Source organism: Stenomitos rutilans (assembly GCF_059505485.1).
In genome coordinates, this window is the sequence record NZ_JCACKR010000124.1 from 1 (window position 1) to 24,529 (window position 24,529).

General features: G+C 50.3%; 27 protein-coding genes, 1 tRNA gene and 1 other annotated feature. Of the genes, 17 read left to right on the forward strand and 11 right to left on the reverse strand.

Features of this window, described 5'->3' with window-relative positions; translation table 11 throughout:
* The first annotated feature begins 390 nt into the window (after window positions 1-390).
* From upp to AC5JLP_RS26515, 3 genes are all read left to right on the forward strand, one after another.
* On the forward strand, window positions 391-1,041 hold the full coding sequence (gene upp / locus AC5JLP_RS26505) for a uracil phosphoribosyltransferase (RefSeq protein WP_496070841.1): 651 nt from the start codon (window positions 391-393) through the stop codon (window positions 1,039-1,041).
* Window positions 1,042-1,154: 113 nt separating this feature from the next.
* Entirely contained in the window at window positions 1,155-1,493 is a 339-nt protein-coding gene (locus AC5JLP_RS26510; RefSeq protein WP_496070842.1) for a ssl2009 family thylakoid membrane protein, read from the forward strand.
* 127 nt (window positions 1,494-1,620) lie between these two features.
* Window positions 1,621-1,926, forward strand: a complete 306-nt coding sequence (locus AC5JLP_RS26515; protein WP_496070843.1) for a YggT family protein — start codon at window positions 1,621-1,623, stop codon at window positions 1,924-1,926.
* On the opposite strand, the gene AC5JLP_RS26520 is transcribed toward AC5JLP_RS26515, so the two are convergent.
* Together AC5JLP_RS26520 and AC5JLP_RS26525 are read right to left on the reverse strand one after the other, a co-directional pair.
* Window positions 1,915-2,067: a hypothetical protein gene (locus AC5JLP_RS26520; protein ID WP_496070844.1), complete on the reverse strand. Its 153-nt coding sequence runs from the start codon at window positions 2,065-2,067 to the stop codon at window positions 1,915-1,917. The genes AC5JLP_RS26515 and AC5JLP_RS26520 overlap by 12 nt on opposite strands.
* Window positions 2,068-2,163: 96 nt before the next feature.
* Complete coding sequence (locus AC5JLP_RS26525) at window positions 2,164-2,598, reverse strand: hypothetical protein (RefSeq protein ID WP_496070845.1); 435 nt, start codon at window positions 2,596-2,598, stop codon at window positions 2,164-2,166.
* 236 nt (window positions 2,599-2,834) lie between these two features.
* On the opposite strand from AC5JLP_RS26525, the gene AC5JLP_RS26530 reads away from it, so the two are divergent.
* Window positions 2,835-3,584 (forward strand): hypothetical protein, encoded by a 750-nt coding sequence (locus AC5JLP_RS26530; protein ID WP_496070846.1) that lies wholly within the window; start codon window positions 2,835-2,837, stop codon window positions 3,582-3,584.
* Between the two features lie 279 nt (window positions 3,585-3,863).
* On the opposite strand, the gene map is transcribed toward AC5JLP_RS26530, so the two are convergent.
* Entirely contained in the window at window positions 3,864-4,688 is an 825-nt protein-coding gene (gene map / locus AC5JLP_RS26535; RefSeq protein ID WP_496070847.1) for a type I methionyl aminopeptidase, read from the reverse strand.
* 67 nt (window positions 4,689-4,755) lie between these two features.
* On the opposite strand from map, the gene AC5JLP_RS26540 reads away from it, so the two are divergent.
* On the forward strand, window positions 4,756-4,911 hold the full coding sequence (locus tag AC5JLP_RS26540; protein ID WP_496070848.1) for a hypothetical protein: 156 nt from the start codon (window positions 4,756-4,758) through the stop codon (window positions 4,909-4,911).
* Between the two features lie 47 nt (window positions 4,912-4,958).
* Here the strand turns inward: AC5JLP_RS26540 and AC5JLP_RS26545 are convergent, their stop codons facing one another.
* From AC5JLP_RS26545 to cbiM, 5 genes are all read right to left on the reverse strand, one after another.
* A complete protein-coding gene (locus AC5JLP_RS26545; RefSeq protein ID WP_496070849.1) occupies window positions 4,959-7,784 on the reverse strand; it encodes a M16 family metallopeptidase in 2,826 nt (941 codons plus the stop codon).
* 306 nt (window positions 7,785-8,090) lie between these two features.
* Window positions 8,091-8,861, reverse strand: a complete 771-nt coding sequence (locus AC5JLP_RS26550; RefSeq protein ID WP_496070850.1) for an energy-coupling factor ABC transporter ATP-binding protein — start codon at window positions 8,859-8,861, stop codon at window positions 8,091-8,093.
* Window positions 8,862-8,905: 44 nt separating this feature from the next.
* On the reverse strand, window positions 8,906-9,688 hold the full coding sequence (gene cbiQ / locus AC5JLP_RS26555) for a cobalt ECF transporter T component CbiQ (RefSeq protein WP_496070851.1): 783 nt from the start codon (window positions 9,686-9,688) through the stop codon (window positions 8,906-8,908).
* Between the two features lie 368 nt (window positions 9,689-10,056).
* Window positions 10,057-10,413 (reverse strand): PDGLE domain-containing protein, encoded by a 357-nt coding sequence (locus AC5JLP_RS26560; protein ID WP_496070852.1) that lies wholly within the window; start codon window positions 10,411-10,413, stop codon window positions 10,057-10,059.
* Window positions 10,414-10,456: 43 nt separating this feature from the next.
* On the reverse strand, window positions 10,457-11,212 hold the full coding sequence (gene cbiM, locus AC5JLP_RS26565) for a cobalt transporter CbiM (protein WP_496070853.1): 756 nt from the start codon (window positions 11,210-11,212) through the stop codon (window positions 10,457-10,459).
* 349 nt (window positions 11,213-11,561) lie between these two features.
* Here cbiM and rplS point away from each other — a divergent pair, with 349 nt between their 5' ends.
* From rplS to rplL, 8 genes are all read left to right on the forward strand, one after another.
* Window positions 11,562-11,927, forward strand: coding sequence for a 50S ribosomal protein L19 (rplS, locus tag AC5JLP_RS26570; protein WP_496070854.1), 366 nt, complete (start codon window positions 11,562-11,564; stop codon window positions 11,925-11,927).
* A gap of 140 nt (window positions 11,928-12,067) precedes the next feature.
* Window positions 12,068-12,140 (forward strand) — tRNA-Trp (locus tag AC5JLP_RS26575).
* 109 nt (window positions 12,141-12,249) lie between these two features.
* The gene (gene secE, locus AC5JLP_RS26580; RefSeq protein WP_496070855.1) at window positions 12,250-12,474 is read left to right on the forward strand and encodes a preprotein translocase subunit SecE; all 225 of its coding nucleotides are present in this window, start codon (window positions 12,250-12,252) and stop codon (window positions 12,472-12,474) included.
* Window positions 12,471-13,112, forward strand: coding sequence for a transcription termination/antitermination protein NusG (gene nusG / locus AC5JLP_RS26585; protein WP_496070856.1), 642 nt, complete (start codon window positions 12,471-12,473; stop codon window positions 13,110-13,112). The genes secE and nusG overlap by 4 nt, the downstream gene beginning before the upstream one ends.
* A gap of 8 nt (window positions 13,113-13,120) precedes the next feature.
* The gene (gene rplK / locus AC5JLP_RS26590; protein ID WP_496070857.1) at window positions 13,121-13,546 is read left to right on the forward strand and encodes a 50S ribosomal protein L11; all 426 of its coding nucleotides are present in this window, start codon (window positions 13,121-13,123) and stop codon (window positions 13,544-13,546) included.
* 144 nt (window positions 13,547-13,690) lie between these two features.
* The gene (rplA, locus tag AC5JLP_RS26595) at window positions 13,691-14,404 is read left to right on the forward strand and encodes a 50S ribosomal protein L1 (protein ID WP_496070858.1); all 714 of its coding nucleotides are present in this window, start codon (window positions 13,691-13,693) and stop codon (window positions 14,402-14,404) included.
* A 103-nt stretch (window positions 14,405-14,507) separates the two neighbouring features.
* Window positions 14,508-14,664, forward strand: a sequence feature (ribosomal protein L10 leader region).
* A gap of 78 nt (window positions 14,665-14,742) precedes the next feature.
* On the forward strand, window positions 14,743-15,276 hold the full coding sequence (rplJ, locus tag AC5JLP_RS26600; RefSeq protein WP_496070859.1) for a 50S ribosomal protein L10: 534 nt from the start codon (window positions 14,743-14,745) through the stop codon (window positions 15,274-15,276).
* Between the two features lie 86 nt (window positions 15,277-15,362).
* On the forward strand, window positions 15,363-15,755 hold the full coding sequence (rplL, locus tag AC5JLP_RS26605) for a 50S ribosomal protein L7/L12 (protein WP_496070860.1): 393 nt from the start codon (window positions 15,363-15,365) through the stop codon (window positions 15,753-15,755).
* A 118-nt stretch (window positions 15,756-15,873) separates the two neighbouring features.
* On the opposite strand, the gene AC5JLP_RS26610 is transcribed toward rplL, so the two are convergent.
* The 3 genes from AC5JLP_RS26610 to AC5JLP_RS26620 form a co-directional block, all read right to left on the reverse strand.
* Window positions 15,874-16,494, reverse strand: a complete 621-nt coding sequence (locus AC5JLP_RS26610; RefSeq protein WP_496070861.1) for a cytochrome c oxidase subunit 3 — start codon at window positions 16,492-16,494, stop codon at window positions 15,874-15,876.
* Between the two features lie 62 nt (window positions 16,495-16,556).
* Complete coding sequence (gene ctaD / locus AC5JLP_RS26615) at window positions 16,557-18,308, reverse strand: cytochrome c oxidase subunit I (RefSeq protein WP_496070862.1); 1,752 nt, start codon at window positions 18,306-18,308, stop codon at window positions 16,557-16,559.
* A gap of 74 nt (window positions 18,309-18,382) precedes the next feature.
* Window positions 18,383-19,516 (reverse strand): cytochrome c oxidase subunit II, encoded by a 1,134-nt coding sequence (locus AC5JLP_RS26620; RefSeq protein ID WP_496070863.1) that lies wholly within the window; start codon window positions 19,514-19,516, stop codon window positions 18,383-18,385.
* A gap of 577 nt (window positions 19,517-20,093) precedes the next feature.
* Here AC5JLP_RS26620 and AC5JLP_RS26625 point away from each other — a divergent pair.
* The 4 genes from AC5JLP_RS26625 to AC5JLP_RS26640 all read left to right on the forward strand — a co-directional run bounded on the left by AC5JLP_RS26625 (window position 20,094) and on the right by AC5JLP_RS26640 (window position 24,413).
* Window positions 20,094-21,071 (forward strand): COX15/CtaA family protein, encoded by a 978-nt coding sequence (locus AC5JLP_RS26625; protein ID WP_496070864.1) that lies wholly within the window; start codon window positions 20,094-20,096, stop codon window positions 21,069-21,071.
* Between the two features lie 134 nt (window positions 21,072-21,205).
* Entirely contained in the window at window positions 21,206-22,183 is a 978-nt protein-coding gene (locus AC5JLP_RS26630; RefSeq protein ID WP_496070865.1) for a heme o synthase, read from the forward strand.
* 302 nt (window positions 22,184-22,485) lie between these two features.
* Window positions 22,486-23,505 (forward strand): ABC transporter ATP-binding protein, encoded by a 1,020-nt coding sequence (locus AC5JLP_RS26635; protein ID WP_496070866.1) that lies wholly within the window; start codon window positions 22,486-22,488, stop codon window positions 23,503-23,505.
* A 17-nt stretch (window positions 23,506-23,522) separates the two neighbouring features.
* Entirely contained in the window at window positions 23,523-24,413 is an 891-nt protein-coding gene (locus tag AC5JLP_RS26640; protein ID WP_496070867.1) for an ABC transporter permease, read from the forward strand.
* The last annotated feature ends 116 nt before the right edge of the window (window positions 24,414-24,529 follow it).

Here is a 24,529-nt window from a genome sequence, read left to right on the forward strand (position 1 = left end):
CTGCTAAGCCGCAATCACTATGATTTCCGGTTTTATTGAATCCATAATCCTAAGTAAGTCAACGGGTCAATAAGTGCCTGCACTGAACGACTTGCCAAAGAAAAAGGGATTGGTCTTCAACTGCCGACCAATCCCTCTGCCGATCCTTCAGAGAGGAGAACACTAAAACAACTATAGCTTATTGAGAATTTATGTCAACTCGATGCAAAACACTAAAAAGAGCCATGCCAATAAACATAGCTAAGAACAAGAATGCATCGCCGTTTGCAGAATGCACCGGGTTAAGTCCTGAAGTAACCAAATCAAGGTGTAGTAAGAGAGTATGATAGGTCAGATTTACGCCCTTCACGGCTTACTACTTTTCTACCTCATCCTGATGACCTGAAAGTTATGGCTCTTCAACTGCGCGTCTACGTCCCACCCCATCCGCTCATCCAGCACTGGTTGGCTGTCGCCCGCGATGTCTCAACGCCTTCAACGCTGTTTCGTAGTGCCATGACTGAACTTGGCCGCTGGTTAACCTATGAAGCCATTCGTGATTGGTTGCCCATTCAGGAAACCAGTATTGATACGCCCTTGGCACCGTGCCCAGTAACCTTTATTGATCCCACCGTTCCAGTGGTTGTGATGCCCATTTTACGAGCTGGGCTGGCGCTGTTGGATGGTGCCCAGGCTTTATTGCCGCTGGCATCGATCTACCATATTGGCTTTGTTAGAGATGAAGAAACCCTGGAGCCAAGCTGCTATCTCAACAAACTGCCAGAAAAATTTGCCCCGCAGACCCGTGTTTTAATTACAGAGCCGATGTTGGCAACGGGTGGAACGAGCCTTGCAGCAATGGCAGAATTGACACAGCGGGGAGTCGATCCGGCGATGGTCCGTATTATTTCAGTTGTTGTCGCACCAACCGCTTTACAAAAACTGAGCGCCGCGTATCCGAGCCTCAACATTTATGCTGCCGCGATCGACGAAGGGCTGAATGAGCAAGGCTTTATCGTGCCAGGACTAGGAGATGCAGGCGATCGCACGTTTGGTACGTGAGATGTTAACCTAAAGCCTTATAGCTTTGTTTTGGCAGTTTGAAAGCGCAGCGATACACTGAGAAAGCAGAGCAACCATTGATTTCAACGATACAAGTGGGATTTTGATCAGCGATGAGCCAGCAAGACAATTTTGCAAGTGGGTTTCTCTTAGGTGCCGTCTTTGGCAGCATTGTCGGCGGTACGCTGGGTGCCGTGGTTGCTAGTAGAGTCCTCAACCCGCAGTCTGAGGAACCATTGTTAAATGCGAGTCAGGCTGATCCTCGCTTGGGCTATAGGCCAAAGCGACGTTCGATCAAGACTGCAAATGGTCAAGCCGATATAGAAGCCTCTCGCCGCAGCTTAGAAGACAAAATTGCACAACTCAACGACGCGATTGATGATGTTCGCCAGCAGCTTGGAGGAGTCAATGGGGCAGAATCAGCGGGGCGATCGACGCTCAAAGATTCTTAAAGCCATGCCTGAGCCTGTCAGTTAGATTGAAGTGGTACAAACCAGAACACTCGAAAGCCGCTAATATTCGTTAGATTAGTCTAGTCTAGGTGCTAATGAACTTCGCCGTTTAAGGAAGCAATACCCTATGAGTTCGCTGATTCCTCTCCTGTTTCAAACAATCGTAACGTTCATTAATATCTACACAGCTCTACTGTTTATTCGCATTTTGTTGAGCTGGTTCCCCAATATTAACTGGTTCGATCCACCTTTCTCGATTTTGAGTCAGTTGACTGACCCGTATCTCAACGTGTTTCGATCGATTATTCCACCACTGGGTGGTCTTGACTTTTCTCCCATCCTGGCACTCTTACTCTTGCAAGTGGTGCAATCCGCTATTTTGCCCTCTGTGGCGCAATTACTCGTAAGCGTGCAGGCAGGATTACCCATGTAGCTCAACGGGTAAAGACGCTTGACTCGGTAGATGCAAGAAGGGTTGGAGCGAAAGTAACCATTCGCTTAATTGCAACTCAGTGATTAAGTGAATGCTAAACAGCGTTGCTGTCTCAAAGCGAGACGGCAATGTCGTTGACATTAGGGCATAGTGCCGCCCTAAATCTCATGGCAGCACAACTAAATCATTTTAGAGGGCTGCTTGCATACAGTTGCATAGCAGCCTTTTTAAGCAAGTTTAACGACGTACCGTTCCTGTAAAGCCTGCTGCCTTGAACTGTTCCAACTTCAACGGGGTTGGCTGGCTTGCGGGCACCGAAATTCTTAGCTCAAAGGTACCAAGGCCGGGAGGCACCTCGTCGATCGCGCCCAGACGAGTCCGATTTTGCATAACTGAATCGTTGTTTGCGTCGTAGATGCGACCAAAAATATCCGCGTTAACCACAGGCTTACCCGATTTATTTTCGGTTTTTCCCGTAATGATGAAGCAGTTTGGGAAGATGCTCGCAACTTCGCCAGTAGTCGGCACATCGGCGCGTTCAACTGGGCATTCGTGATAAGCAAGGTCAAAGAGTCTGATTTGAGTCAGTGCTAGAGCAGGCGGAGTGCTCCAGGTCGTAAGAAGCCACAGAAAGCCTGTAGCAAGAGCAGTCGCAACAACTCGGAACGGCATAAGCTGTGGATGAGCAAAACGCAGTGGATAGATAACTTTGAGGCAACACTCAGAAGCCACTCTCCAGCTTAGCTTGAATTGAAGACAAATGGGCTTGAGGACGCTTTTTGAAACTTTTGTCATAATAAGAAATTATTTTCGGCGATCGTTCCGTCTAGAAGCCGTGCCGACGAAAAAACATTCTGGCTCCTGACACCTGTATCTTCTAGCCTTCTGCCTAGAATCTCCCATCCGTGATGACTCCATCTGAGATTGAAGCACTTTTAAGCGCGGTATTCGGCCAATGTGAAGCTGCTCTGCATCCCCTCAACGATTGCCAAAAGTACATCCTGCGCCAGGCGATACAGGCAGCCGTGCCGTTTGAGGTGGAGGTTAAGCAACAAGAGGGCGATCGCGAAGTCACCACTGCTTTCTCTACAGCCGCGTCGGACTCCAGCAATCCTCTAGAGCAACTGTCGGCTGAAGAACGACAGACATTTTTAGCGTTTGTTACCTTGCAGGAGCGCCAAAATCAGCCCTGGAAGGTGACGTTACTGAATGATTGGCTGAGCGGTAGAAGCTCTGGCGCGGTGCAGTTCATCCGTGAACGCTACGGCCTTCAATGGGTGGAGCAGATTACGCCCTGGCATCTCGCACGCTACATCAATTTAGAGCGCGACGACCTCGTGAGGCTGAAAGTGGGCGATCACATTGAAGTAACCAACGGCTTATGGGAATGGGTGCAAGAAACAGGCCCATGTAGCCGAGAATGGTTTCCCTGCACGGTCGTTAACATCAAACCTAACCCTCATACTCCTGACTCGCCTTTAAGCGAAACCGCTGTTGCAGTCCCAGAAGTTGAAGCTCCAGAAGTTGAAGTTCCAGAACATAAGGGGACTAGCTGTATCATTCGCTTTAAAGACGGGACTGAATACGAAATTCAAGGCATGTATGACTGGAACCGTCCTAACTGGCGCTGGTTAGAGGGGGCAAGGAGTGAGGAGTGAGGTGAGAGGAGTGAGGGGTTTTTTCAAGAAGGAGCCGAGACGTCTATTCCTTTTCATACCTGTAGGGCTTACGCAAAAGCAGTCATTTTTCGCTCCCTAGCCCCCAATTCATAGCCCTTTGGGCATATCCTTCGGGAAGCAAGCCACAAGAAAGGGGGAACCGAGCCAATTAAAGCCCACAGAGTTGAGGGTTGGGGGCAAATGCGTAAGTTCTAACCTGGTTATTTTCAGCCTTACAATCTTTGCGGGTGTGAAAGCGGCGACATCTCAGCCTGGGGTTTAGACTTTTGATCGATCGGTCAAAATTTCGTACCCATTCTCCGTGACCAGAACGGTATGCTCAAACTGGGCTGAAAGGGCATTATCAACGGTTACAGCCGTCCAGCGATCGGCGAGGGTGCGGGTAAAGCGTGAACCAGCATTCAGGATAGGTTCGATCGCTAGAGTCATGCCTGCTCGGAGTTTGACATTCGGCATGCTGTGGGTGCGGAAGTTGAAAACGGATGGTTCTTCGTGCAAATTACGCCCAACCCCGTGTCCGGTAAAGTCTTCCACCACTGCAAACCCGTTGGCCTTGACGTGATCTTCAATCGCGCCTGCCAAATCCAGCAAATGAGCACCTGCTTTAACCTGTTCAATGCCTTTATAAAGTGCTTCTTCCGCAACACGAATGAGCCGTGCGGCATTAGGTGTTACATTGCCAACGGCGATCGTAATACAAGAATCGCCGTGAAACCCTTCAAAATAAGCGCCTGTATCTACCTTCAGCACATCTCCAGCACGAATAACTTTCTTGCGGCTGGGAATACCATGCACAACTTCGTGGTTAAGCGACGAACAAATCGAAGCGGGAAAGCCGTGATAGCCTTTGAAGCTAGGCTTTGCGCCCATTTCACGAATACGCTTTTCGGCGTGAGCATCTAAATCTGCTGTCGTCATGCCAGGTTCAACCAGTTCTGAAATTTCTTTCAGTACGGTGGCAACAATCCGAGATGCCTGCCGCATGATGTCAATTTCACGGGATGATTTTAGCTCAATGCCGCGACGCTGTTTGTCCGGCGAAGGTAGAGCAGGTTGATTCAACAGTTGACTAAAAATATTCATGCGATCGCAACCGAATGGGGAGGCAGAACTAATCGGATCAGCAGCTAAGAGCGCTATTGCAGTCAGCGTGACTTCTTCTAAGGTAGCTCAAATTGTCGGTCTGAATGGTGTCGATTTACCACTACTGCATCATGCTATTGTCAGGTGCTGGTTGGTGGGTGGGTTAGCAGCAAACTTCGCAGCAATTCTCAATAAGGCGTGGACTCATATCAACGGTCAGTGATCAGACAAAAGTTGATCGCTGGCCGCTGAATCATTCAAGCCCTGCCGTTACTTGGGAGTCGCGGCTGCACGTCCGGGGCCTGCTGTTACCACGACAACGCGATCGGGGTGCACCAGATTTTTAATCGCCTGATTGACCTGTACCTGGGTGACAGCATTGATCTTATTGGTGTAGTCGCGGATTTCGTTAGTCCCCAAGCCGTACACCGCATCCATGAGAATAGTGCTAGCTAGACTTTCAGGATCGGCAAGTTCGACTGGGTAGATGCTGGTGAGTGATCGCTTGGCTGTTGCTACTTCGGCTTCAGTAACTCCCGTTTCACGAAGCTGCTTCATTAAGCTCAGCGTACTGGCGATCGCTTTATCGGCATCCTCTGGAGCGGTCTGCATTGTAATCAGGAAAGGCCCAGACGTAATGCCTGCCTGGAAGCCGCTGTAGATGCCATAGGTTAGCCCCTGACGATCGCGGATCTCCGTACCCAACCGACTCGATAAGGTATCACCGCCCAAAATCTGGTTCATCACGAGCGCGGTGTAGTACTGGGGATCTTTGCGATCGATGCCGTTGTAGCCGATGAAGGTAATGGACTGAGTTTTACCAGGCAAAACCGGGTTGACTCGCTTCACCGTTTGAGGCAGTGGCACGGTCGGAAACTTCAACGTTACGTCTTGCGCTGGGTCTTGCCAGGAGCCAAGCTCTTGATTTAACAGAGCGCGTACTTGCTCGGAGTCAAAATCGCCCACAAGCGAAAGCACGGTGCCATCTGGGTGGTAGTGCTGCTGGTAAAACTGCATCACGCCAGCACGAGTAATCTGCTTCAGGCTTGCTTCGGTTGGAAAGGTATGAAACGGATGGGTTTCTGGATAAAGCGTTTGCTGAAAGATGCGTCGTGCTAATCGAGAGGGGGTATCAAGTTCCAGCTTTAGACTGGTTAACGCCCGTTGACGACTTAGCGCCAGTTCGTCTTCTGGAAAGCTGGCATTTTGCACCACATCACCCAACACGCGAATGAGGATTGGCAGGTCTGCGGACAGAGCATTCCCCCCGATCGTGACCCCTTCTCGATTTGCGCTAAAGCCCAGGCTAGCCCCCCGGTTTTCCAGCGTTTTGGCGATCGCCAGAGCATCCTTCGTTTTGGTGCCGTTCATTAAGTTGGCCGCCGTCAAGCTTGCCAGTCCTGCGGTGTCTGCCTTATCAAACGCAGTTCCCGCTCTGATGTATCCGCTCAGCGTCACCGTTGGTGAACTGCGATCGGGCAACAGCAACACACTCAGCCCATTCGCTAAGTTCAGCTTTTCGGGCAAGGCTTGCGATGTTTTTTGACCACCAGAAGTCAGTTTTGGCAAATACTTCGCCACTTCTGCCGGGTCAACTGGCGCTCCAGGGCTAAAGTTTTCCGCTGTCTGCGAGAAGTTGCCGGAGCTAGCACCCGGTTTACCGTTCAATTGAGTCGGCTCAAAGAAACCGACCGTCCGCTTTGCTGGCGTGAGGTAGTTTTTTGCCACCCGTTGCACATCGGCTGGTGTCACCGTGGCAATGGCAGCCTGAAGGCGATCGCTAAACTGGTAGTCACCTGTAACGGTTTGGTCATCGCCTAATTGCTGTGCTTGACTGGTAATATCCCGATTTCGCAAAGCGATCGACGCCTTGAGCTGCGCTTTGGCACGCTCCAATTCTTCTTGAGTGACGCTCTGATCCCGCAGATCAGCCAACGTTTTCTGTAGAACCGTATCAATTTGCGACAGTTCCTTTCCGGGGGCAGCCGTGACGGAGAGTTCATACCAACCAGCGCCAATCAGATTCGCTGCATAACCGCTGGCATCGCTTGCCAGTCCAGATTCTATCAGTGCCTGGTAGAGCCGCGAGCTGCGCCCTCCAGTCAAGATATAGTCCATCACTTGCAGCGCAGGTACATCAGGATGGCTCACTGCTGGCAGGGGATAGACTTCATTGAGTAGCGCCGCACTGCCCGGTTCTTTAAGAACGATCGGGGTCTTAGTGGCGCTCGTGGCGGTAACGGGGGTAGGCAGCTTGAAGTCTGGTAGTGCATCAGCGCTTTTAGCAACTTTGCCAAACGTCTCCTTCACCGTTGCCAGCGTTTCATCCGTCTTAAAATTACCCACAATGACCAATGTGGCGTTATCCGGCCGATAGAACTTGCGGTAATAATCTCGCACTTGCTGCACGGTAAACTGCTGCACATCAGCTTTAGTACCTCCTACAGGTAGCCCATAAGGACTATTCGGGAAGGCCGCCTTCATCACCGATCGCCCTAGGCGGTAGCTAGGATTGTTCTCATACCCTTGCAACTCTGAAATCACTACGCGCTTCTCGCTCGTAAGCTGCTGGTCACCAATCAGCGAATTTCGCATGCGATCGGCCTCCAACACCAGCAGGGCGTTCAGCTTGTCTTGCTCAACCGTGCCAAAGTAAGCCGTCTCGTCATAGCTGGTAAAGGCGTTCGACTCGCTGCCCAGAGCACTAAAAAAGCGTCCAAACTGAATCGGTCGAGCCTTTGTTCCTTTGAACATAAGATGTTCTAGCTGGTGGGCAATGCCATTGATCCCAGGGGTTTCGTTGCGCGACCCCACTCGATACCAGACCTGAACCGTTACCACTGGCGCTGTGTTCACTTCCTTGGTGAGAACGGTCAATCCATTGTCTAAAACTGTTTTGCGGGCAGTCGCAGAAAGCGCATCCGCAGGCAGACTGGCAGAGGGTTGGCTCGACGGTGCCGGGCTGGTCTGAGCCACGATGCTGCTGGGTGCCGCCTGACTCATGGCAGGCATCTCAGACAGAAGCACCCCTCCCAGACAAAGGCCAAACAATAGACTGGGGATCGCGTAACGGCGAAGAAAGTTAGAAAGAGGCATACGTGTGCAGGCAGTTCTCTAAAAAATAGGGTAGCAAGCGGAGCAAAATCACTTTACCTGCTTTCAATCTAGTGCATTCGTCGTGGCGTTGAGGTGACAGCTCTATGAGGTTGAATGGTTCGACCAAAAGTTTTTGCCCTCTGCTTTTCGTTTTGAGCCATCAGCGGTCAGCGGTCAGCATAGAAGTTTTGAGTTTTGAGTTAAACAGCGATCAGTCATCAGCTTTCTTCTAAAAACCAACAACTTCTTTTGCCTTCTGCCTTTTGCCCTTTACCTTTTACCCTTTACCTTCTGCCTTAACACCTTTCATGCTGCTGGCGCGTGATCAAGCTGGCAATAGGGACGGCTATAGCTCAGGGGTAGTTCCAAAGCGTATTGCTCTAACAGTTGGGAGTCACCCAGAATACGCTCGGTTGCTCCATCAAACACAATACGGCCTTGACTCAGCACAACGGTACGATCGCACAACTCCAGCGCTAAATCTAAATCGTGCGTTGCAATTAATTGCGTCAAAGGTAAGCTATCAAGCAGATGTATCAGCTCACGACGACAACGGGGATCAAGTTGAGCGGAGGGTTCATCCAGGATGAGTACTTGAGGCTGCATTGCTAAAACACCTGCGATCGCCACTCGCTTCTTCTCACCACCCGATAGGTTACTCGCATTCCGCTGCCCATACTGGTCTGGCTCTAACGAAACGGCTTTCATGGCGGCAACGGCCCGATGTTCCAGTTCATGCCCTTTGATCCCCTGATTAAGTGGCCCAAAGATGATGTCTTCCCAAACCGTTGGCATAAACAATTGATCGTCTGGATTCTGAAAGACCAGCCCCACAAAATTGCGAATCGCTTTCAGATTCTGAGGTTCCATCGCCAGTTCTCCAACCACGATCGAGCCTGTTTGGGGGATAAGCAGACCATTAAAGTGCAGCAGTAGCGTTGATTTACCGGACCCATTTGCGCCGACGAGTGCGACTCGTTCAGTGGCTTTAATCGAAAGATTGATCTCCTTCAGTGCTTGCGTACCGTCAGGGTACGAGTAGTTCAAATGCCGAATATCAATGGGATTATGATGCATGGGGATTGTAATGCATGGGGATTGCGATGCATAAAGACCGCAGATTAAACAACTGAAAACAAGTAAATGCCTTGTCCGAGCAACGTTAAGACTGCGGTTAACGTCAACGCCACAACATCACGCCGATGACCCGTTGGCGCAGTTGCAACAGGCGGCAAGCCTTCATACCCCCGTGACACCATTGCTTGATGGACTCGCTCACCTCGCTCAAGTGTGCGAATAAAGAGTGACCCAAACATGTTCCCTACGACCAGTCTTTGCCAGCGTTGACTTCCCATCAGGTTGCGAGAAAGGGCGGCTCGTTGCATCGACTGAAACTCTCCCACCAAAACGGCAATATAGCGGTACATTGAAGCCAGGATGGCGACGAGCAAGGGTGGCACTCGCAAGACCGTCAGCGCGTGAAGCAACTCTGGAACCGCTGTAGTTAGCACCAAAACATTGGCGAGTAACAGTGAGAGTAGCGCCTTGATTGTCACACTACCCAAAACCCATAAGCCCTCTGTTGTGATCTGTAGCCATCCCCAGTGCCATAGCACGACACCACCACCCCGAAAGAGGGTACCTAGCAGTACTACACCAATAAAAACAGACTCGATCGCCACCCGCTTAAACAGAATCGGTAAGGTGGCACGACTAGACAAGACGATCGCTCCCACCCCCACCGCGTAAATGGCCCACGTCCACCAGCGACCATTTGGAGTGAGCGCGATCGCAAACAACAGCAAAAGCGTACACAGAACGCGAGTCTTAGGCGCTAAGCGGTGCCAGGGGGATGTTTGTTGACTATCAACAGCAAGATGAAAGGCACCAATGTGTAATAGCATCCATGCCGTCCTTCCGGTGAAATAGCATTAGTAGCCGAAAATTACAGTCGAAAATTACTCATTCAAACATTCATTCAAACATTAGGCTTCCTGCAGGAATCAGATTTCGCCCCCCCAGGCAGTGTTTTAAAGCTTCAATCGTTTCATTGCTGATAGCTTCTGCCCCTTTTCTTGTATGCCCAAAAGGCTTTAAGCTCCCAATGTTGGGGGACTTTGAAGCTGGTTTGCAAGCCCCCAAATTGGGGGGTTGGGGGCTTGCCAGGGTTTTAAAGCACGCCCTAGCCCCCCAATTTGAGGGGAATCAGTATTAGCTTCCTCCAAACTTGGGGGAGGGGAGGGGGCTCTTAAGTATTCGCGTAGGAGGTCTATTACTCATCCAAAGCAGAATCTTCAGGAGGTTGACCAGGCTTACGCACCAGCAGTTTACCCGCTCCCCAGGCCAACCCAAAGGTCACCAGCGTTCCTGCCAGACCAGCCAGTGGTGTGGCAATTTGTTCAGGCACACCTCTCACCGCATACTCGTCAAAAACGGTATAGAAGGGCAGTTTGTGAGCAGGCTTGTCCTGAAGTTCTTTTTCGCCAAACTTAAGGTCTTCCGAAACCCGATCTAAACCATCTGGATCTTTGCTTGCAAACGGTGATAAGAAAATCGCAATCAGGAGGGCAATGCCTAAACCAGTAATGACAAAAGCGCGATTACGCTGTTGCTGGAGATGACTACTCATAGCGATAAAGCTCAATCTTTTGGGTGGATGCTTAACAGAAAGGTTAGCGAGGAATGAGAGGCTCTGAAGCCAACGATCGCGCTTTCCGGGGTGGATCGTAGAGAAGATCAGGGCGAGATCGCCAGATGAAGCTAACGGTTGTCACCGAGATAACAGCTTCACCAATGCCAATCAGCACATGCCAGGATGCCATTGCGGCTAAAGCGACGGCAAAAGGCACCGTTCCAGAGAGCGCCAACTCGATCGCGCAGACAATAGACGCAACCACGACACTTGTCCAGGCAGCCGCTGCAACCGAAATCAGCGTTTTGCTCAAAGAATTACGCCCCAGAGCAAGGCGGATTGATCGATACAGGTAATACCCACCAAAGGTACCAATCAGCCCCATATTAAAAATGTTTGCGCCCAGAACAGTCAAACCGCCATCCTGAAACAGGCTTCCTTGCACCAAAAACACGACTGCCATTACCAGTGATCCTGCCCACGGTCCCAGCAAAACACCTGCCAGCGTACCGCCTAACAGGTGCCCTGACGTACCGCCAGGGATCGGAAAATTGATCATCTGTGCGGCAAAAATAAAGGCCGCACAAACGCCCATCAACGGCACTGTCCGCTCCTTATATTCCGATTCCACCCGCTTTAACGACACGGCAATCAACGCGATCGCCACAATCCAGGTGACTAAACTAACGGGCAAACTAAGGAATCCATCCGGGACATGCATTGCCAGATGAGACGGCATGACCCACCGCCACACCTGAGCAGATGATAAAGACAGGGAAATAGCGTCAACTGTCATCAAATCACTATCCTCTCAGCAGTAAAATTCCAGGCAGACATCACCAAGTAGACGCTGGGCAGGCAGACCACTTCGTCTGACCTTGATACTTTCCAACAAATGCAGCTAAAAATTCAATCCTCTCTGGGGGCATTCAAAAGATTCCGCGCAACGCGTCAAGTCTGCTCCCTTTGGCAGCAAAGCATCTTCTACCAAGCAGCACCACGTATAACGAACTCTGACAACTTTCTATTAAAACCAACTCAGGTCTATATCGCCGCAAATTCCTTAAAAAACGTGGACTTAGAGGCTTTCTATGGTCTATAGTTATAGACTGTGAGTTTTTGCGCTGTGAGTTCTCAAAACACCTATGCATGCCCAAGACATTATCCGCTCGATCGAAGCGGAGCAAATGAAATCAAACTTGCCAACTCTCTACATTGGTGACACGGTTAAAGTCGGTGTCATCATTCAAGAAGGTGGGAAGGAACGGACACAGCCTTACGAGGGTGTCATCATCGCTCGCCACGGAGCGGGAATCAATCAAAACATTACAGTTCGCAAAACGTTTCAGGGTGTTGGGGTTGAGCGAGTATTCCTTATTCACTCACCGCGCATTGAAAGCATCAAAGTGCTGCGTCGAGCCAAAGTACGTCGTGCCAAGCTCTACTTTCTACGCGATCGCATTGGTAAAGCCACTCGCCTTAAGCAGCGGTTCGATCGCCCCCTTCAGTAAACGCCTTGCATTGATTGTTGAAGCGACTGTTAGGTGCTAACCAGCGATCGGTTCAGCCATTAATAGCCCTCAGCAAATGACCAGGCTAACGGGCTAGCGAACTGATAAACTAGGGATGATAGGCTGATGGATGAGTACGAGCGCTCTTAGTTCAGTTGGTAGAACGCAGGTCTCCAAAACCTGATGTCGGGGGTTCAAGTCCTCCAGGGCGCGCTCATCCAACAATCACCCCTCTCCTGGCAACGCATCTAAGGGCAGGTAAGGGTGTAAGTGAGGCGAGGAGAAAAGGTTCAAGCTGCATTGAAAGGGAGATCAAGGAGCCGTGGCAAAAAAGGAAGAGATTGAAGTACAAGACGCAAAGCCTGGATTTGCCGTTTCAGCTTTTTTGCAAGAAACCAAGGATGAGCTTGATAAAGTTGTCTGGCCAAGTCGTCAGCAACTGATTAGCGAATCCATAGCAGTCATTTTGATGGTGATCCTTTCTGCAACTTTGATTTATCTCGTTGATAATTTCTTCGCTTGGGGAGCCAAGCAGGTGTTTGGATGACTTTTGCAGCAGACGAATTTCAACATGATCTAGCAACCAGTAACGCAGAAGATGCCTCAGAAGAAGCCTCTGCAAAGGATGGTCGATGGTACGCTGTTCAGGTTGCTTCAGGGTGCGAAAAGCGCGTCAAGGCAAACTTGGAGCAGCGCATTGAGACATTGGATGTTGCCAACCGTATTTTTCAGATTGAGATTCCTCAGACTCCAGCCATTAAACTTCGTAAAGACGGTAGCCGCCAGAGCACAGACGAGAAAGTGTTTCCTGGTTATGTACTGGTAAACATGTTGATGGACGACGATACCTGGCAGGTCGTCAAAAATACGCCTAATGTCATTAACTTTGTTGGCGCAGAGCAAAAGCGGCGGTACGGACGAGGGCGAGGGCACGTCAAACCACTGCCGTTGGGCAATGCTGAAGTTGAGCGCATCTTTAAGCAGGCACAAGAGCAAGAGCCCGTTGTTAAGATTGATATGGCTCCCGGAGATAAAATCTTGGTACTTTCGGGACCATTCAAGGACTTTGAAGGTGAAGTGATTGAGGTCAGTCCTGAGCGCAGCAAGCTTAAAGCGCTGCTGTCAATTTTTGGACGCGACACGCCAGTCGAGTTGGAGTTTAATCAGATTCAGAAAGAGAGTTAGTAGAGTCAATGGCAAAGAAAGTTGTTGCGGTCATTAAGTTGGCAATTACTGCTGGAAAAGCAAACCCAGCGCCCCCCATTGGTCCCGCGCTTGGTCAGCATGGGGTCAACATCATGATGTTCTGCAAGGAATATAACGCTCGCACCTCAGATCAGGCAGGAATGGTGGTTCCGGTCGAGATTTCAGTTTACGAAGACCGCAGTTTCACGTTCATCCTTAAAACTCCACCTGCTTCAAAACTGATTGCTAAGGCAGCGGGCATTGAGCGCGGCTCCGGTGAAGCTAACCGCAAGAAAGTTGGGTCGATTACTCGGTCTCAGCTCCAGGAGATTGCTCAAGCAAAACTACCTGACCTTAATGCAAACGATATTGAAGCCGCGATGCGAATTGTTGAGGGCACTGCCCGCAACATGGGTGTAACGGTCAAAGAGTAGCGTTCATGCACCTTGAGACAGCGCTCAACGCTATTCTCAGCGGCGGCTGGCTAAGTTGACAGTTTTGATTCACTGAACGATTTCAACCGACAAACCCATAGCGGGGGAGAGGCAACGCTTCGTTAGCACCCCAGGAGACGATTAATGGCAAAAGTATCTCGAAGACTACAAGAACTACAAGGGAAGGTCGAGGATCGGGCTTATGATCCTCTAGAGGCATTGAGTCTACTGAAAGAGACAGCAACCGCAAAATTTGCTGAATCAGCAGAAGCGCATATTCGTTTGGGGATCGATCCAAAATACACAGACCAGCAGTTGCGAACTACAGTGGCTCTTCCTAAAGGTACGGGGCAGACGGTGCGAGTTGCCGTGATTGCTCGTGGTGAAAAAGTAACCGAAGCAACCAATGCAGGCGCAGATTTGGCGGGTTCAGAAGAGTTGATTGCCGAAATTCAAAAAGGCGTGCTTGATTTTGATCTGCTGATTGCAACGCCAGACATGATGCCCCAGGTGGCAAAGCTGGGTAAGCTGCTTGGTCCTCGCGGTTTGATGCCATCGCCCAAAGGCGGTACGGTTACCTTTGATTTGCCTCAAGCGATCGCCGAATTCAAAGCGGGTAAGCTGGAATTTCGTGCCGATAAGACAGGTATCGTTCACGTGATGTTTGGGAAAGCAGCGTTTTCAGCCGAAGATTTGCTGGTTAATCTCAAAGCGCTGCAAGAAACCATCGATCGCAACCGTCCTTCGGGCGCAAAAGGTCGGTATTGGCGATCGGTCTATGTTGCATCCACAATGGGGCCATCCATTGAAGTGGATATCAGCAGTTTAAGAGACTTGAAACTGGGTGAAGCAGCCTAACGTTTTGCACTCTTAGCTGTTAGACTGTAGGCTGACGATCTTTAAACCTATTGCCTTTCAAAGTTGCTGTAATAACCAGGGTTGCTAACCAGATAACATTGACAACAACTAAATAGCAAAGCCAGAGACAGCAGGTGCCCAAAGCTTAATTTTCTGCCGAGGTTTTCGTTTTGTATGCTCTTCAACCCGTGTTGATTTAACACGGCATGAAAGATCTACGACGTAACCCCGGTCTCTGCCCGGGGTTTTTTGATCTGGCTTTGCTTTTGAAGAGTAAGGGATGTAAAGGCGTAGAAAGCGTTGACTGACACAATGCCCCATAAAAGGAGGTGAAAGAGATGGGTAGAACGTTAGAGGATAAAAAGGCGATCGTCGCCGAACTTAAAGAAACATTGAGTTCGTCTCAATTGGCAGTTGTGATCAACTATCAAGGGCTAACGGTGGCAGAAATTACCGATCTACGGAAACGGTTACTGCCAACCGGGGCGACTTGTAAGGTTACCAAAAATACTCTCATGCGCATTGCCGTTGAAGGGGATGCAACTTGGGAACCGATGACAAGCTTGCTATCAGATTCATCAGCTTTTTTGCTGATTAAAGATGATGTAGGCGGAGCCTTAAAAGCCTACCAGGACTTTCAGAAGGCAACCAAGAAGACTGAACTTCGCGGTGGCGTGATGGAAGGACGGGCGTTGACGGAAGCAGATGTCAAAGCGATCGCCGACCTACCATCGAAAGAACAGCTCATCGCGCAAATTGCTGGCGCAATCAACGGTGTAGCAAGCAAGTTGGCTGTTGGCATCAACCAGGTACCATCATCCTTAGCACGTGCCATTCAAGCCGTTGCTGATAAAGACAAAGAAGCAGCTTAATGGAGTTTTTAAGCTTTTAGTTTTTAGAGCTTCCTTCTAAGAACCAAAACCCACTGACTAACAACTAACAATTCAGGAGATTAAACATGTCTGCAACAACAGATGAAATTTTGGATAAGCTGAAGACACTGACGTTATTGGAAGCGTCTGAGCTAGTGAAGCAAATCGAAGAAGCCTTTGGCGTTAGCGCGGCGGCTCCTGTCGGCGGTATGATGATGGCGGCTCCTGGTGCAACAGCAGCTCCAGCAGAAGAAGCCGAAGAGCAGACTGAGTTTAATGTGGTGCTGGAAGACGTTCCGGCCGACAAGAAGATCTCGATTCTGAAGGTCGTGCGGACGCTGACAGGTTTGGGGCTGAAAGAGGCAAAAGACCTTGTGGAAGCAGCACCTAAAGCGGTTAAAGAAGCCGTTGCTAAGGGTGATGCGGAAGACGCTAAAAAGCAACTGGAAGAAGCTGGCGCTAAAGTGTCTATTAAGTAAACATTTGCCGCTTCTAGCATTCATTTTTGCCTTAAAAAAGGGGACCGTTGAACCGTCCCCTTTTTTACTTTCTACTGAGCTGCTGTCTTAACGTGTTTAAGTCAAAAATGTCGATCGCTCAAAGAATGTAGAGCAACAAAAAGAGGAAAATCCAGACAACGTCCACGAAGTGCCAGTAGATTTCAGCCGCTTCCACACCAAAGTGTTTTTCATTGCTGTAGTGCCCCTTCTTCATCGATCGCCAGAGCACTGCCAGAATTAGAATCAACCCAAAGGCAACGTGTAAGCCGTGAAAGCCAGTGAGCACATAAAAGGTACTGGCAAATAGATTTGTCTTCAGGCCAAACTCTAGATGGAAGTACTCATAGAGCTGACCCACTAAGAAAATGGCTCCCATTGCAGCCGTGATCGCAAACCACTTCTGCAACCCTTTTACGTCATTCTTTTTAATGGCCGTATCTGCGTTATGAATCACGAAGCTACTAGAAATCAAAATGATGGTGTTGATTCCTGGTAAAAGCAGCTCTAGTCTTGGCGTTCCTTCAGGCGGCCAAGTAGGAGCTACCGCCCGGAAGGTCAAATAGGCTGTAAACAGCCCCAGAAAAATCATCGCTTCTGCAATCAGAAAGATCGTGATGCCGAAGAGTCGATAGTCGTGATGCTCAGTATGATGAGCGACGACCTCGGTATGATGATGATTAAGGATCGTTTTCGTTGAGTCAAGAGTGGAGCCTGTCATGATAGAAGTTGTTGGTTTTTAGTTTTTAGCCAAGAGCACTTCAGTTCCTTACGGTCTAAGAGCTAATCATTCTCGCGATCGTCCGGGTGTACAGCGACCGCTGGATCAGGGTCAGCCCGTAACGCAGAGTTAGGCCCCGCAGCCAAGGCTGGATCTCTCGAATCGGAAAACGGCACATCAACGGGAGTCGCACGATCGCCAAAGCCATAGTCGTAAGGCCCCGTTGCCAGGACTGGATCGGCATCAAAGTTTTCAACAGGCGGCGGCGAACTGGTCATCCATTCTAGCGTCAGCCCTTTCCAAGGGTTATCTCCTGCCTTGGGGCCGTACATCCAACTCCAGATCGCGTTAACGATAAAGGGGATCGTCGAGACTGCCAGAATATAAGCCCCGATCGAGCAAATCAGGTTGAGAAACGCGAAACGAGGTTCATACTCAGCAATCCGGCGATTCATACCTTCCAACCCTAACTTGTGCATCGGCAGAAACGCCAGGTTGAAGCCAATCAAATTCAGCCAGAAATGCACCTGTCCCCAGGTTTCGTTTAACATCCGTCCGGTCATTTTGGGGAACCAGTGGTAGAACCCAGCATACAGACCAAACACACTACCGCCAAACAGCACGTAATGAATGTGCGCCACGATGAAGTATGTATCGTGAACGTGAATATCAAACGGAACGGCTGCAACCATAACGCCACTAATGCCGCCAATGACAAACATGGACAAAAAGCCAAGGGCAAATAGCATGGCGCTGTTGAACTGAATCTTCCCGCCCCAAATCGTTGCCAGCCAGCTAAAGACCTTGATCCCCGTTGGCACGGCAATGACCATCGTGGTGATCATGAAGAACATTCGCAGCCAGGGAGGCGTACCGCTGGTAAACATGTGGTGTGCCCAGACAATCAAGCCCAGAAAGCAAATCGCCAAACTGGAGTAAGCGATCGCCTTGTACCCAAAAATCGGCTTCCGCGCATGAACAGGCAAAATTTCTGAGATCATGCCAAACACAGGCAAGATCATAATGTAGACCGCTGGGTGAGAGTAGAACCAGAACATATGCTGGTAGACGATCGGATTGCCGCCACCCGTTGGATTAAAAAACGCCGTACCCAACAGCAGGTCAAACGCCAACAGAATTAATGCCCCAGCCAGGACAGGTGTCGCAATCAGCGCCAATGTTGACGTAGCTAGCATCGCCCAACAAAACAGCGGCATCTGGTTAAAGCCCATCCCCGCTACGCGCATCTTAAAGATCGTCGCAATGAAATTGATAGCTGCCAGAATGGACGACGTACCCAGCAATAAGACACTAAGAATCCAGATCGCTTCACCCGTCTGATCCATGACCAGGCTCAGCGGCGGGTAAGAAGTCCAGCCAGCACCAGGAGCACCCACAAAAAAGCTGCTTAGCAACAAAATTCCTGCCGGGGGAATCATCCAAAACGCGAGGGCATTGAGCTTAGGGAATGCCATATCGCGTGCTCCAATCAGCAGCGGCACCAGGTAGTTGCCAAAGCCTCCGGTTGTTCCAGGCACAATCCATAGAAAGATCATAACCGTCGCGTGAACCGTGAACAAGCTGTTGTACACCTCACGACTCACGAAGTCCACTTCAGGCGTAGCCAGCTCTGTGCGAACGGCTGTCGCTAGCGCGCCACCAATCAGGTAAAAAATGAACGTTGTCACCAGGTATTGAATGCCGATGACTTTATGGTCGGTACTGAAGCTAAAGTACGTCCGCCAGTTGTTGCCGCTTGGTTCAGAACCATGAGCGGGAAGGTTGGCAGTCTCTTGTAGCTGTGCTTGGGTCATAAGAGTAAATCCATTGCGATCGGCTCATCGCTTACTATTTGACAAGAATGCCCTTGCAGGCAAGGGCTAACGAGTCAGGACGATCGCTCGCTAGCAGAAGCAGTCTTTAAAGGCCCAGCCTCAGAATGAAGCTGGTGAAGCATTTCAGGCTGAATTCCCAGACGATCGGCGTAAGGAGCTAGAAATTCGTCCGGTGTTTTGTCAGCAGGATTAACAGCTAACGTTTGCTCTAATCCAGTAGCACTGGCAACTTTCTGCTCGTCCACCCACTTAGCAAAATCAGCCGGAGTTTCGGCAATGACTTTAGTTCTCATTGCGCCATGATAAGGGCCACAGAGTTCGGCACAAATGACTGGATATTCACCCACCCGATTAGGCGTAAAGCGCAGTTCGGTCGGTTGTCCAGGTACTGCATCCTGCTTCAACCGAAATTCTGGCACCCAAAAGGCGTGCAGCACATCACTTGCAGAGATATTCAGCAAGATTTCGCGTCCCACTGGAACGTGTAGTTCACCCGCCACAATCCCACTATCTGGATAGGTAAAAATCCAGGCATACTGCAAGCCATTCGCTTGAATGACAAACTCCTTCGATGAGTTTGGGGTTCCAGGCATTGAGCCAACACCAGGAGTTGCCGATGTTTTAGAGCCATCTTCTTGTTGGGTTACACCACCCGGAATCGCATCCTGAGCTTGCGTCTGCACCTCAGGGGCGGCATCAGCCATCAGTCCCGGCATGGCAGACTCAGTAGACGGCAGGGGAGCCGCGATCGCCGCTCCAGACATCGCTTTCTTACCAGACATTGCCATTTGGTGCGTTGGCTTCCCGTGTGCAACCGAATGCTCCATCGGGTTCAGCCCACCAATTTGGGTATACACCTCAAAGCTGTAGATTGCCAGACCCAAAACAATAACCGCAGGGATCCCCGTCCAAAGAATCTCTAACGGAATGTTGCCATGCACAGGCGACCCATCCGTTTCATCACCCGGTTGACGACGAAATTTGAACGCTGCCACGAAAATAATGCCGATGACCAGCAGGAAAAGACCTGTGCCGATCGTCATCATCGTGTTAAACAGCCCATCGATCAACGGTGCTGCTTCAGACGCTTCAACTGGCATCAAGCCATGATTCTGCCCAACCCAGATGCTAATGAGGGTGAGAAGAATGCCAGCCAGCATTGTGGTAATGGAGCTTGGAATATTCACAGTTCAGATCCGTTTAAACAATGTCGATCGCTGAGAACGCTTACTCAATACAAGAAGCAAACTCTAAAGAAGTTCGAGCTTCAGCAAGCAAAGCGTCATCTGGATAGGTTTGTCCTACCTTACAAGGTAAAGCAGTGCTTCCAGAAACGGAGCATTCGTTGACTATCCTTATGAATTTCTTCAGGATCGCTTTAGAACGTTCGATCGCTGCTGGCAAGAAGCACGGCAACAGAGTTCCCCAACTAGAGAACCTCCAGCATTGTCCGCTAACTTACAGCTTTTACTCTGTTATCTGTGAGACCAGTAACAAAATCAATCAAGGGTTAAAGCCTCGGTACTAAACGCATTTCATCAGCAGAAGATACCTGAGAGCCTCTGTTGATCCTTCTCTGCTAGACGTGTGCAATCCGAAGAAATTCCAAAGGGGAGGCTGCAAAAGCAACACCATCATTAAAGTATTAGGAAGCGAGTAAGACAAACCCCGCTCTTAGAAATGTAGTGCTAGGTTTGGCATAAGTAGTCACTCTGAGGGTTCGTTCCGCTCCGTCTAAATGTTCGTGATTTAAGGGTTAAGCCGATGGCTGATGTTATCGTCCATCAATCTACTGTTGAATCTCCTCCCCGATCGCGGGTCAGCCGCTTTGCTCTAGCAATGGCAGCAGAAACTCTGTTTCTAATGGCGTTAGGCAGTGCAACACGGGTCATGAACGCAGGGCTTGCCTGTCCCGATTGGCCTCTTTGTTACGGCGAGTTGGTACCACGACAGCAGATGAATTTTCAGGTTTTTCTAGAATGGTTTCACCGTTTAACCGCATCATCAATGGGCATTTTTGCGATCGCCCTTGCTGCGATGGCCTGGTGGTATCGTCGCTCATTGCCCCGTTGGGCACCCTGGACAACCACGTTTGCTTTAGGGCTGGTGCTGGTTCAGGGGCTTTTAGGCGGACTTACGGTAACAGAACTCCTTCGCTTTGACATCGTGACCGCTCACCTGGGCACCGCGCTGCTGTTTTTCGTGACGCTGCTGTCGATCGGCATGGCTCTGATGCCCCATCAAGGTATGGGAACTGCGGGTAAGCTGCCCTGGATTGGTTTGACGGCGGCAGTGCTGGTTTTTTGCCAGAGCATTCTGGGCGCTTTAGTCGCATCTCAGTGGGCCTTGCATCAATGCCTGAGCGATTCTGGCCTTTGTTTAGTCATGCACAGTCATATTGCAGGCGTAGTACCACCCACCATAGCAACGCTAACGTTGGTGGTTCTGGTATGGCGAACACCCGCACTCCATCCCACCCTGCGAAAGTTAGCTAGCATGGCAAGCGGGCTGGTGCTGCTGCAAATTCTTCTAGGCATCGCCACGTTCAAACTCAGGCTACAAGTCGAACCGCTCACCGTGTTGCATCAGGCGATCGGGGCGGCTCTGTTGGGAACGCTGGTTGCGTTTACAGTCCTGGGGCTACGTGACAATGTGACAGTGGAGTCTATTGCCACAGCTTCGGCACCCTCTGCACCAGTGGACAGCTTTCCAGGCGATCGAGCTACTGGTCAACCAGTCTGACTGCTTGCCTTGCGCTCTAAGTGAACGAGTTCAACGGTTTCTAGTCAGCGATTTGGACGACCGCAATTGAACGAATACGGCTTACCATCGGCGCTGCTTTGTCTTTTTAAGTCTGTCTCTTTAGGAAAGGGCGAATGCAAGAAACTCTCTTAACGACTCCCCCCCGTCAACACGACAACGCCTTACAGGTCATTCAAAGCTATTATCAACTCACAAAACCCCGCATTATTTTGCTGCTGCTGATTACAACGGCAGGCGGCATGTGGATTGCAGCCAAGGGTGATGTCAACCCCATTCTATTGCTTGTCACCCTGCTGAGTGGGGCTTGTGCTTCTGGAGCCGCCAATACGATTAATTGCTTCTACGATCGTGACATCGACTACATCATGGAGCGCACACGTCATCGCCCCTTACCATCTGGACGAGTGCAGCCCCGCGATGCTTTGATCTTTGCGATCGCCCTCACCATCACTTCATTTACGCTGCTGACTGCTTTTGCCAATCTGTTAAGCGCATGCCTTGCCATGTCTGGCATTGTGTTCTACGTGCTTATTTATACCCATTGGCTTAAGCGTCATAGCACCCTCAACATTGTGATTGGTGGTGCGGCTGGAGCGATTCCGCCACTGGTAGGATGGGCAGCCGTGACAGGTGATCTCAGTTGGGCTGCCTGGGTGCTATTCGCCATTATTTTCCTTTGGACACCGCCTCACTTTTGGGCCTTAGCCGTGCTAATTCGGGAAGATTACGCAAAGGTTGGGGTGCCCATGCTGCCTGTGGTCGTAGGCAACGAACCGACGGCCCGCCAAATCTTCTACTACACGCTGGTGCTCATTCCAGTTACCCTCTTACTGGTTTATCCCTTGCATGTCATGGGTGCGGTGTATGCAGGTGTGGCGCTGCTTCTGGGTGGCGTTTTCGTTCAAAAGGCGTGGCAACTGACGCAGAGTCCCTCAGATCTACAGGTTGCGCGATCGGTCTTCAAGTATTCCATTCTGTATCTCATGCTGCTCTGCGCGGGCATGGGGTTAGATAGCCTTCCACTAACCCATCAAATTGTGAGCGCCGTTGCAGACAACGTACAAACGTTTGTTGGGGTCTTGAGGGGGTAACGTGCAAATTGATACTGCAATACCGCTTTAGAGCAGGTTTAGCATAGGAGTCAGGAACCGGGGGTTAAACCTTCTGGGTTCTGGCTCCTCTAAACGCTTAGGGACTCGCCGGAAAATAATATCCCACGGTTGGTCTACCCATCTACCCATCCACTCCTACACCCTTCAATTTTGGGTTTTACTTCTTAGCAGATCCCTTACACGTCGCGGCCTATTAGGAGTCTACCCACTGAAATACGCACACGTCTCTAACTACGATAAGATTTAGGTGTGTTGAGATTTGTATAGCTTGGAGGAGTGCAATGGCTCCTACGGTCTTTATTGAAAAGCTGAAAAAGTCCTACGGCTCGGTTGCAGCCGTTAAAGACGTTTCACTGGAAGTTGAAGCAGGAGAGATTTTCGGTCTTCTTGGGCCAAACGGTGCGGGTAAAACGACAACACTACGCTGCTTGTGCACGTTAACCGAACCAGATGCTGGGAGAGTAGAAGTGTCTGGTATTTCGGTGGTTGATCAGCCTCGCTTGGCTCGACGGCATTTAGGCTATATTGCGCAGGAAGTAGCGCTAGATAAAGTGCTCACGGGGCGGGAACTGCTTCAGCTTCAGGCAGCGCTCTATCACCTTCCCAAGGCGATCGCCAAAGAACGAATTGCCCTCGTCCTCAAACTCCTGGATTTAGAAAGCTACGCAGATACAAAAACGGGCACCTATTCAGGTGGGTTGAAGAAGCGCTTGGATCTGGCGGCAGGGCTATTGCATCAACCCCAGGTGCTGGTGTTAGATGAACCCACCGCTGGCTTAGACATTGAAAGTCGGCGGGTGGTTTGGGACTTTCTGCGTCAATTACGGGCAGAGGGCACCACCCTCTTGTTGACTAGCCATTACCTTGAGGAAGTGGATGCACTAGCCGATCGCGTTGCCATTATTGATCAAGGTGTGGTCATTGCTGCTGGTAAGCCATCAAATTTGAAGAATAACGTGGGGGGCGATCGCATTACCCTTCGGATTCGTGAATTTTCACCCATAGAAGAAGCGGAAAAGGCAAAACAGTTGCTCCATTCCTTACCGTCTGTTCAAGAAATTATCATCAACAGCGCGCAAGGAAATTCGCTTAACCTGGTTGTGCAGCCTCAAAGCAATGCACTTGCAACCATTCAACAAGCGTTGCGAACAGCCGGATTGCCCACCTTTGGCATTGCTCAAGCGCGCCCTAGCCTGGATGATGTTTACCTGGCAGCGACAGGCCGCACATTGCTGGATGCCGAAATCGCCGCAACGGGCAATCGCGATACGAAAGCAGAACGAAAGCAAAATATGCGTTAAACGCCACCTGAGTTTCCATGAGTACTACCGTTACACCCCCCAAGACAGAGCCTTCCACCGCTCCATCAAAACAAGCGGCTACAGCGTCATCCACTTCAGCGCTTGACGATTTCATGCAAGAAACCGGGGCCTTAACCCGCCGTCTTTTTATTCAGCTTCAGCGTCGCCCCTCCACTCTTATCGCAGGCATCATTCAACCCATTATGTGGCTGGTATTGTTCGGGGCACTGTTTCAAAATGCGCCACCGGGCTTGTTTGGCACGGATGTGAGCTACGGACAGTTTTTGGGCGCAGGGGTCATTGTGTTTACCGCCTTTGGTGGGGCGCTTAATGCAGGCTTACCTGTCATGTTTGATCGTGAGTTTGGTTTCCTGAATCGGCTGTTAGTCGCTCCTCTAGCATCCCGCTTCTCTATCGTGATGGCATCAGCCATTTTTATTACAACGCTGAGCTTAATACAAACCGGCGCGATCGTCGCCATGAGCGCCTTCTTAGGAGCAGGCTTACCGAATGTACTAGGATTAGGGCTTGTTGGCTTGATTGTGCTACTGCTGGTACTGGGCGTGACGGCTTTAAGTCTGGGGCTTTCGTTCTCACTACAGGGTCATATCGAACTTATTGCCGTCATTTTTGTGACCAACTTGCCGCTGCTGTTTGCCAGCACAGCCTTGGTACCGCTGTCGTTTATGCCTGTCTGGTTACAATGGGTGGCAACGCTTAACCCACTGAGTTATGCGATTGAACCGATTCGCTATGTCTACCTGCACAGCGACTGGTCACTGAACAGTGTCGTCATGCAAGCTCCTTGGGGAACGGTTACGTTGGGAGCAGCCTTACTCTTGCTGCTTGCCTTTGATGCGATCGCGCTGTTGCTCATTCAACCCAAGCTGCGTCGGACGCTAGCTTGAACATTTCATGAGAACTGTCCTCAACCATTAAGAAGGCGCTTTTTGAGTTGATGCTAAAATAGGCAACATCTGGGGAGCATTCTGGCAACAATAGCTGTCTTAGAAAAGAGTGAGCG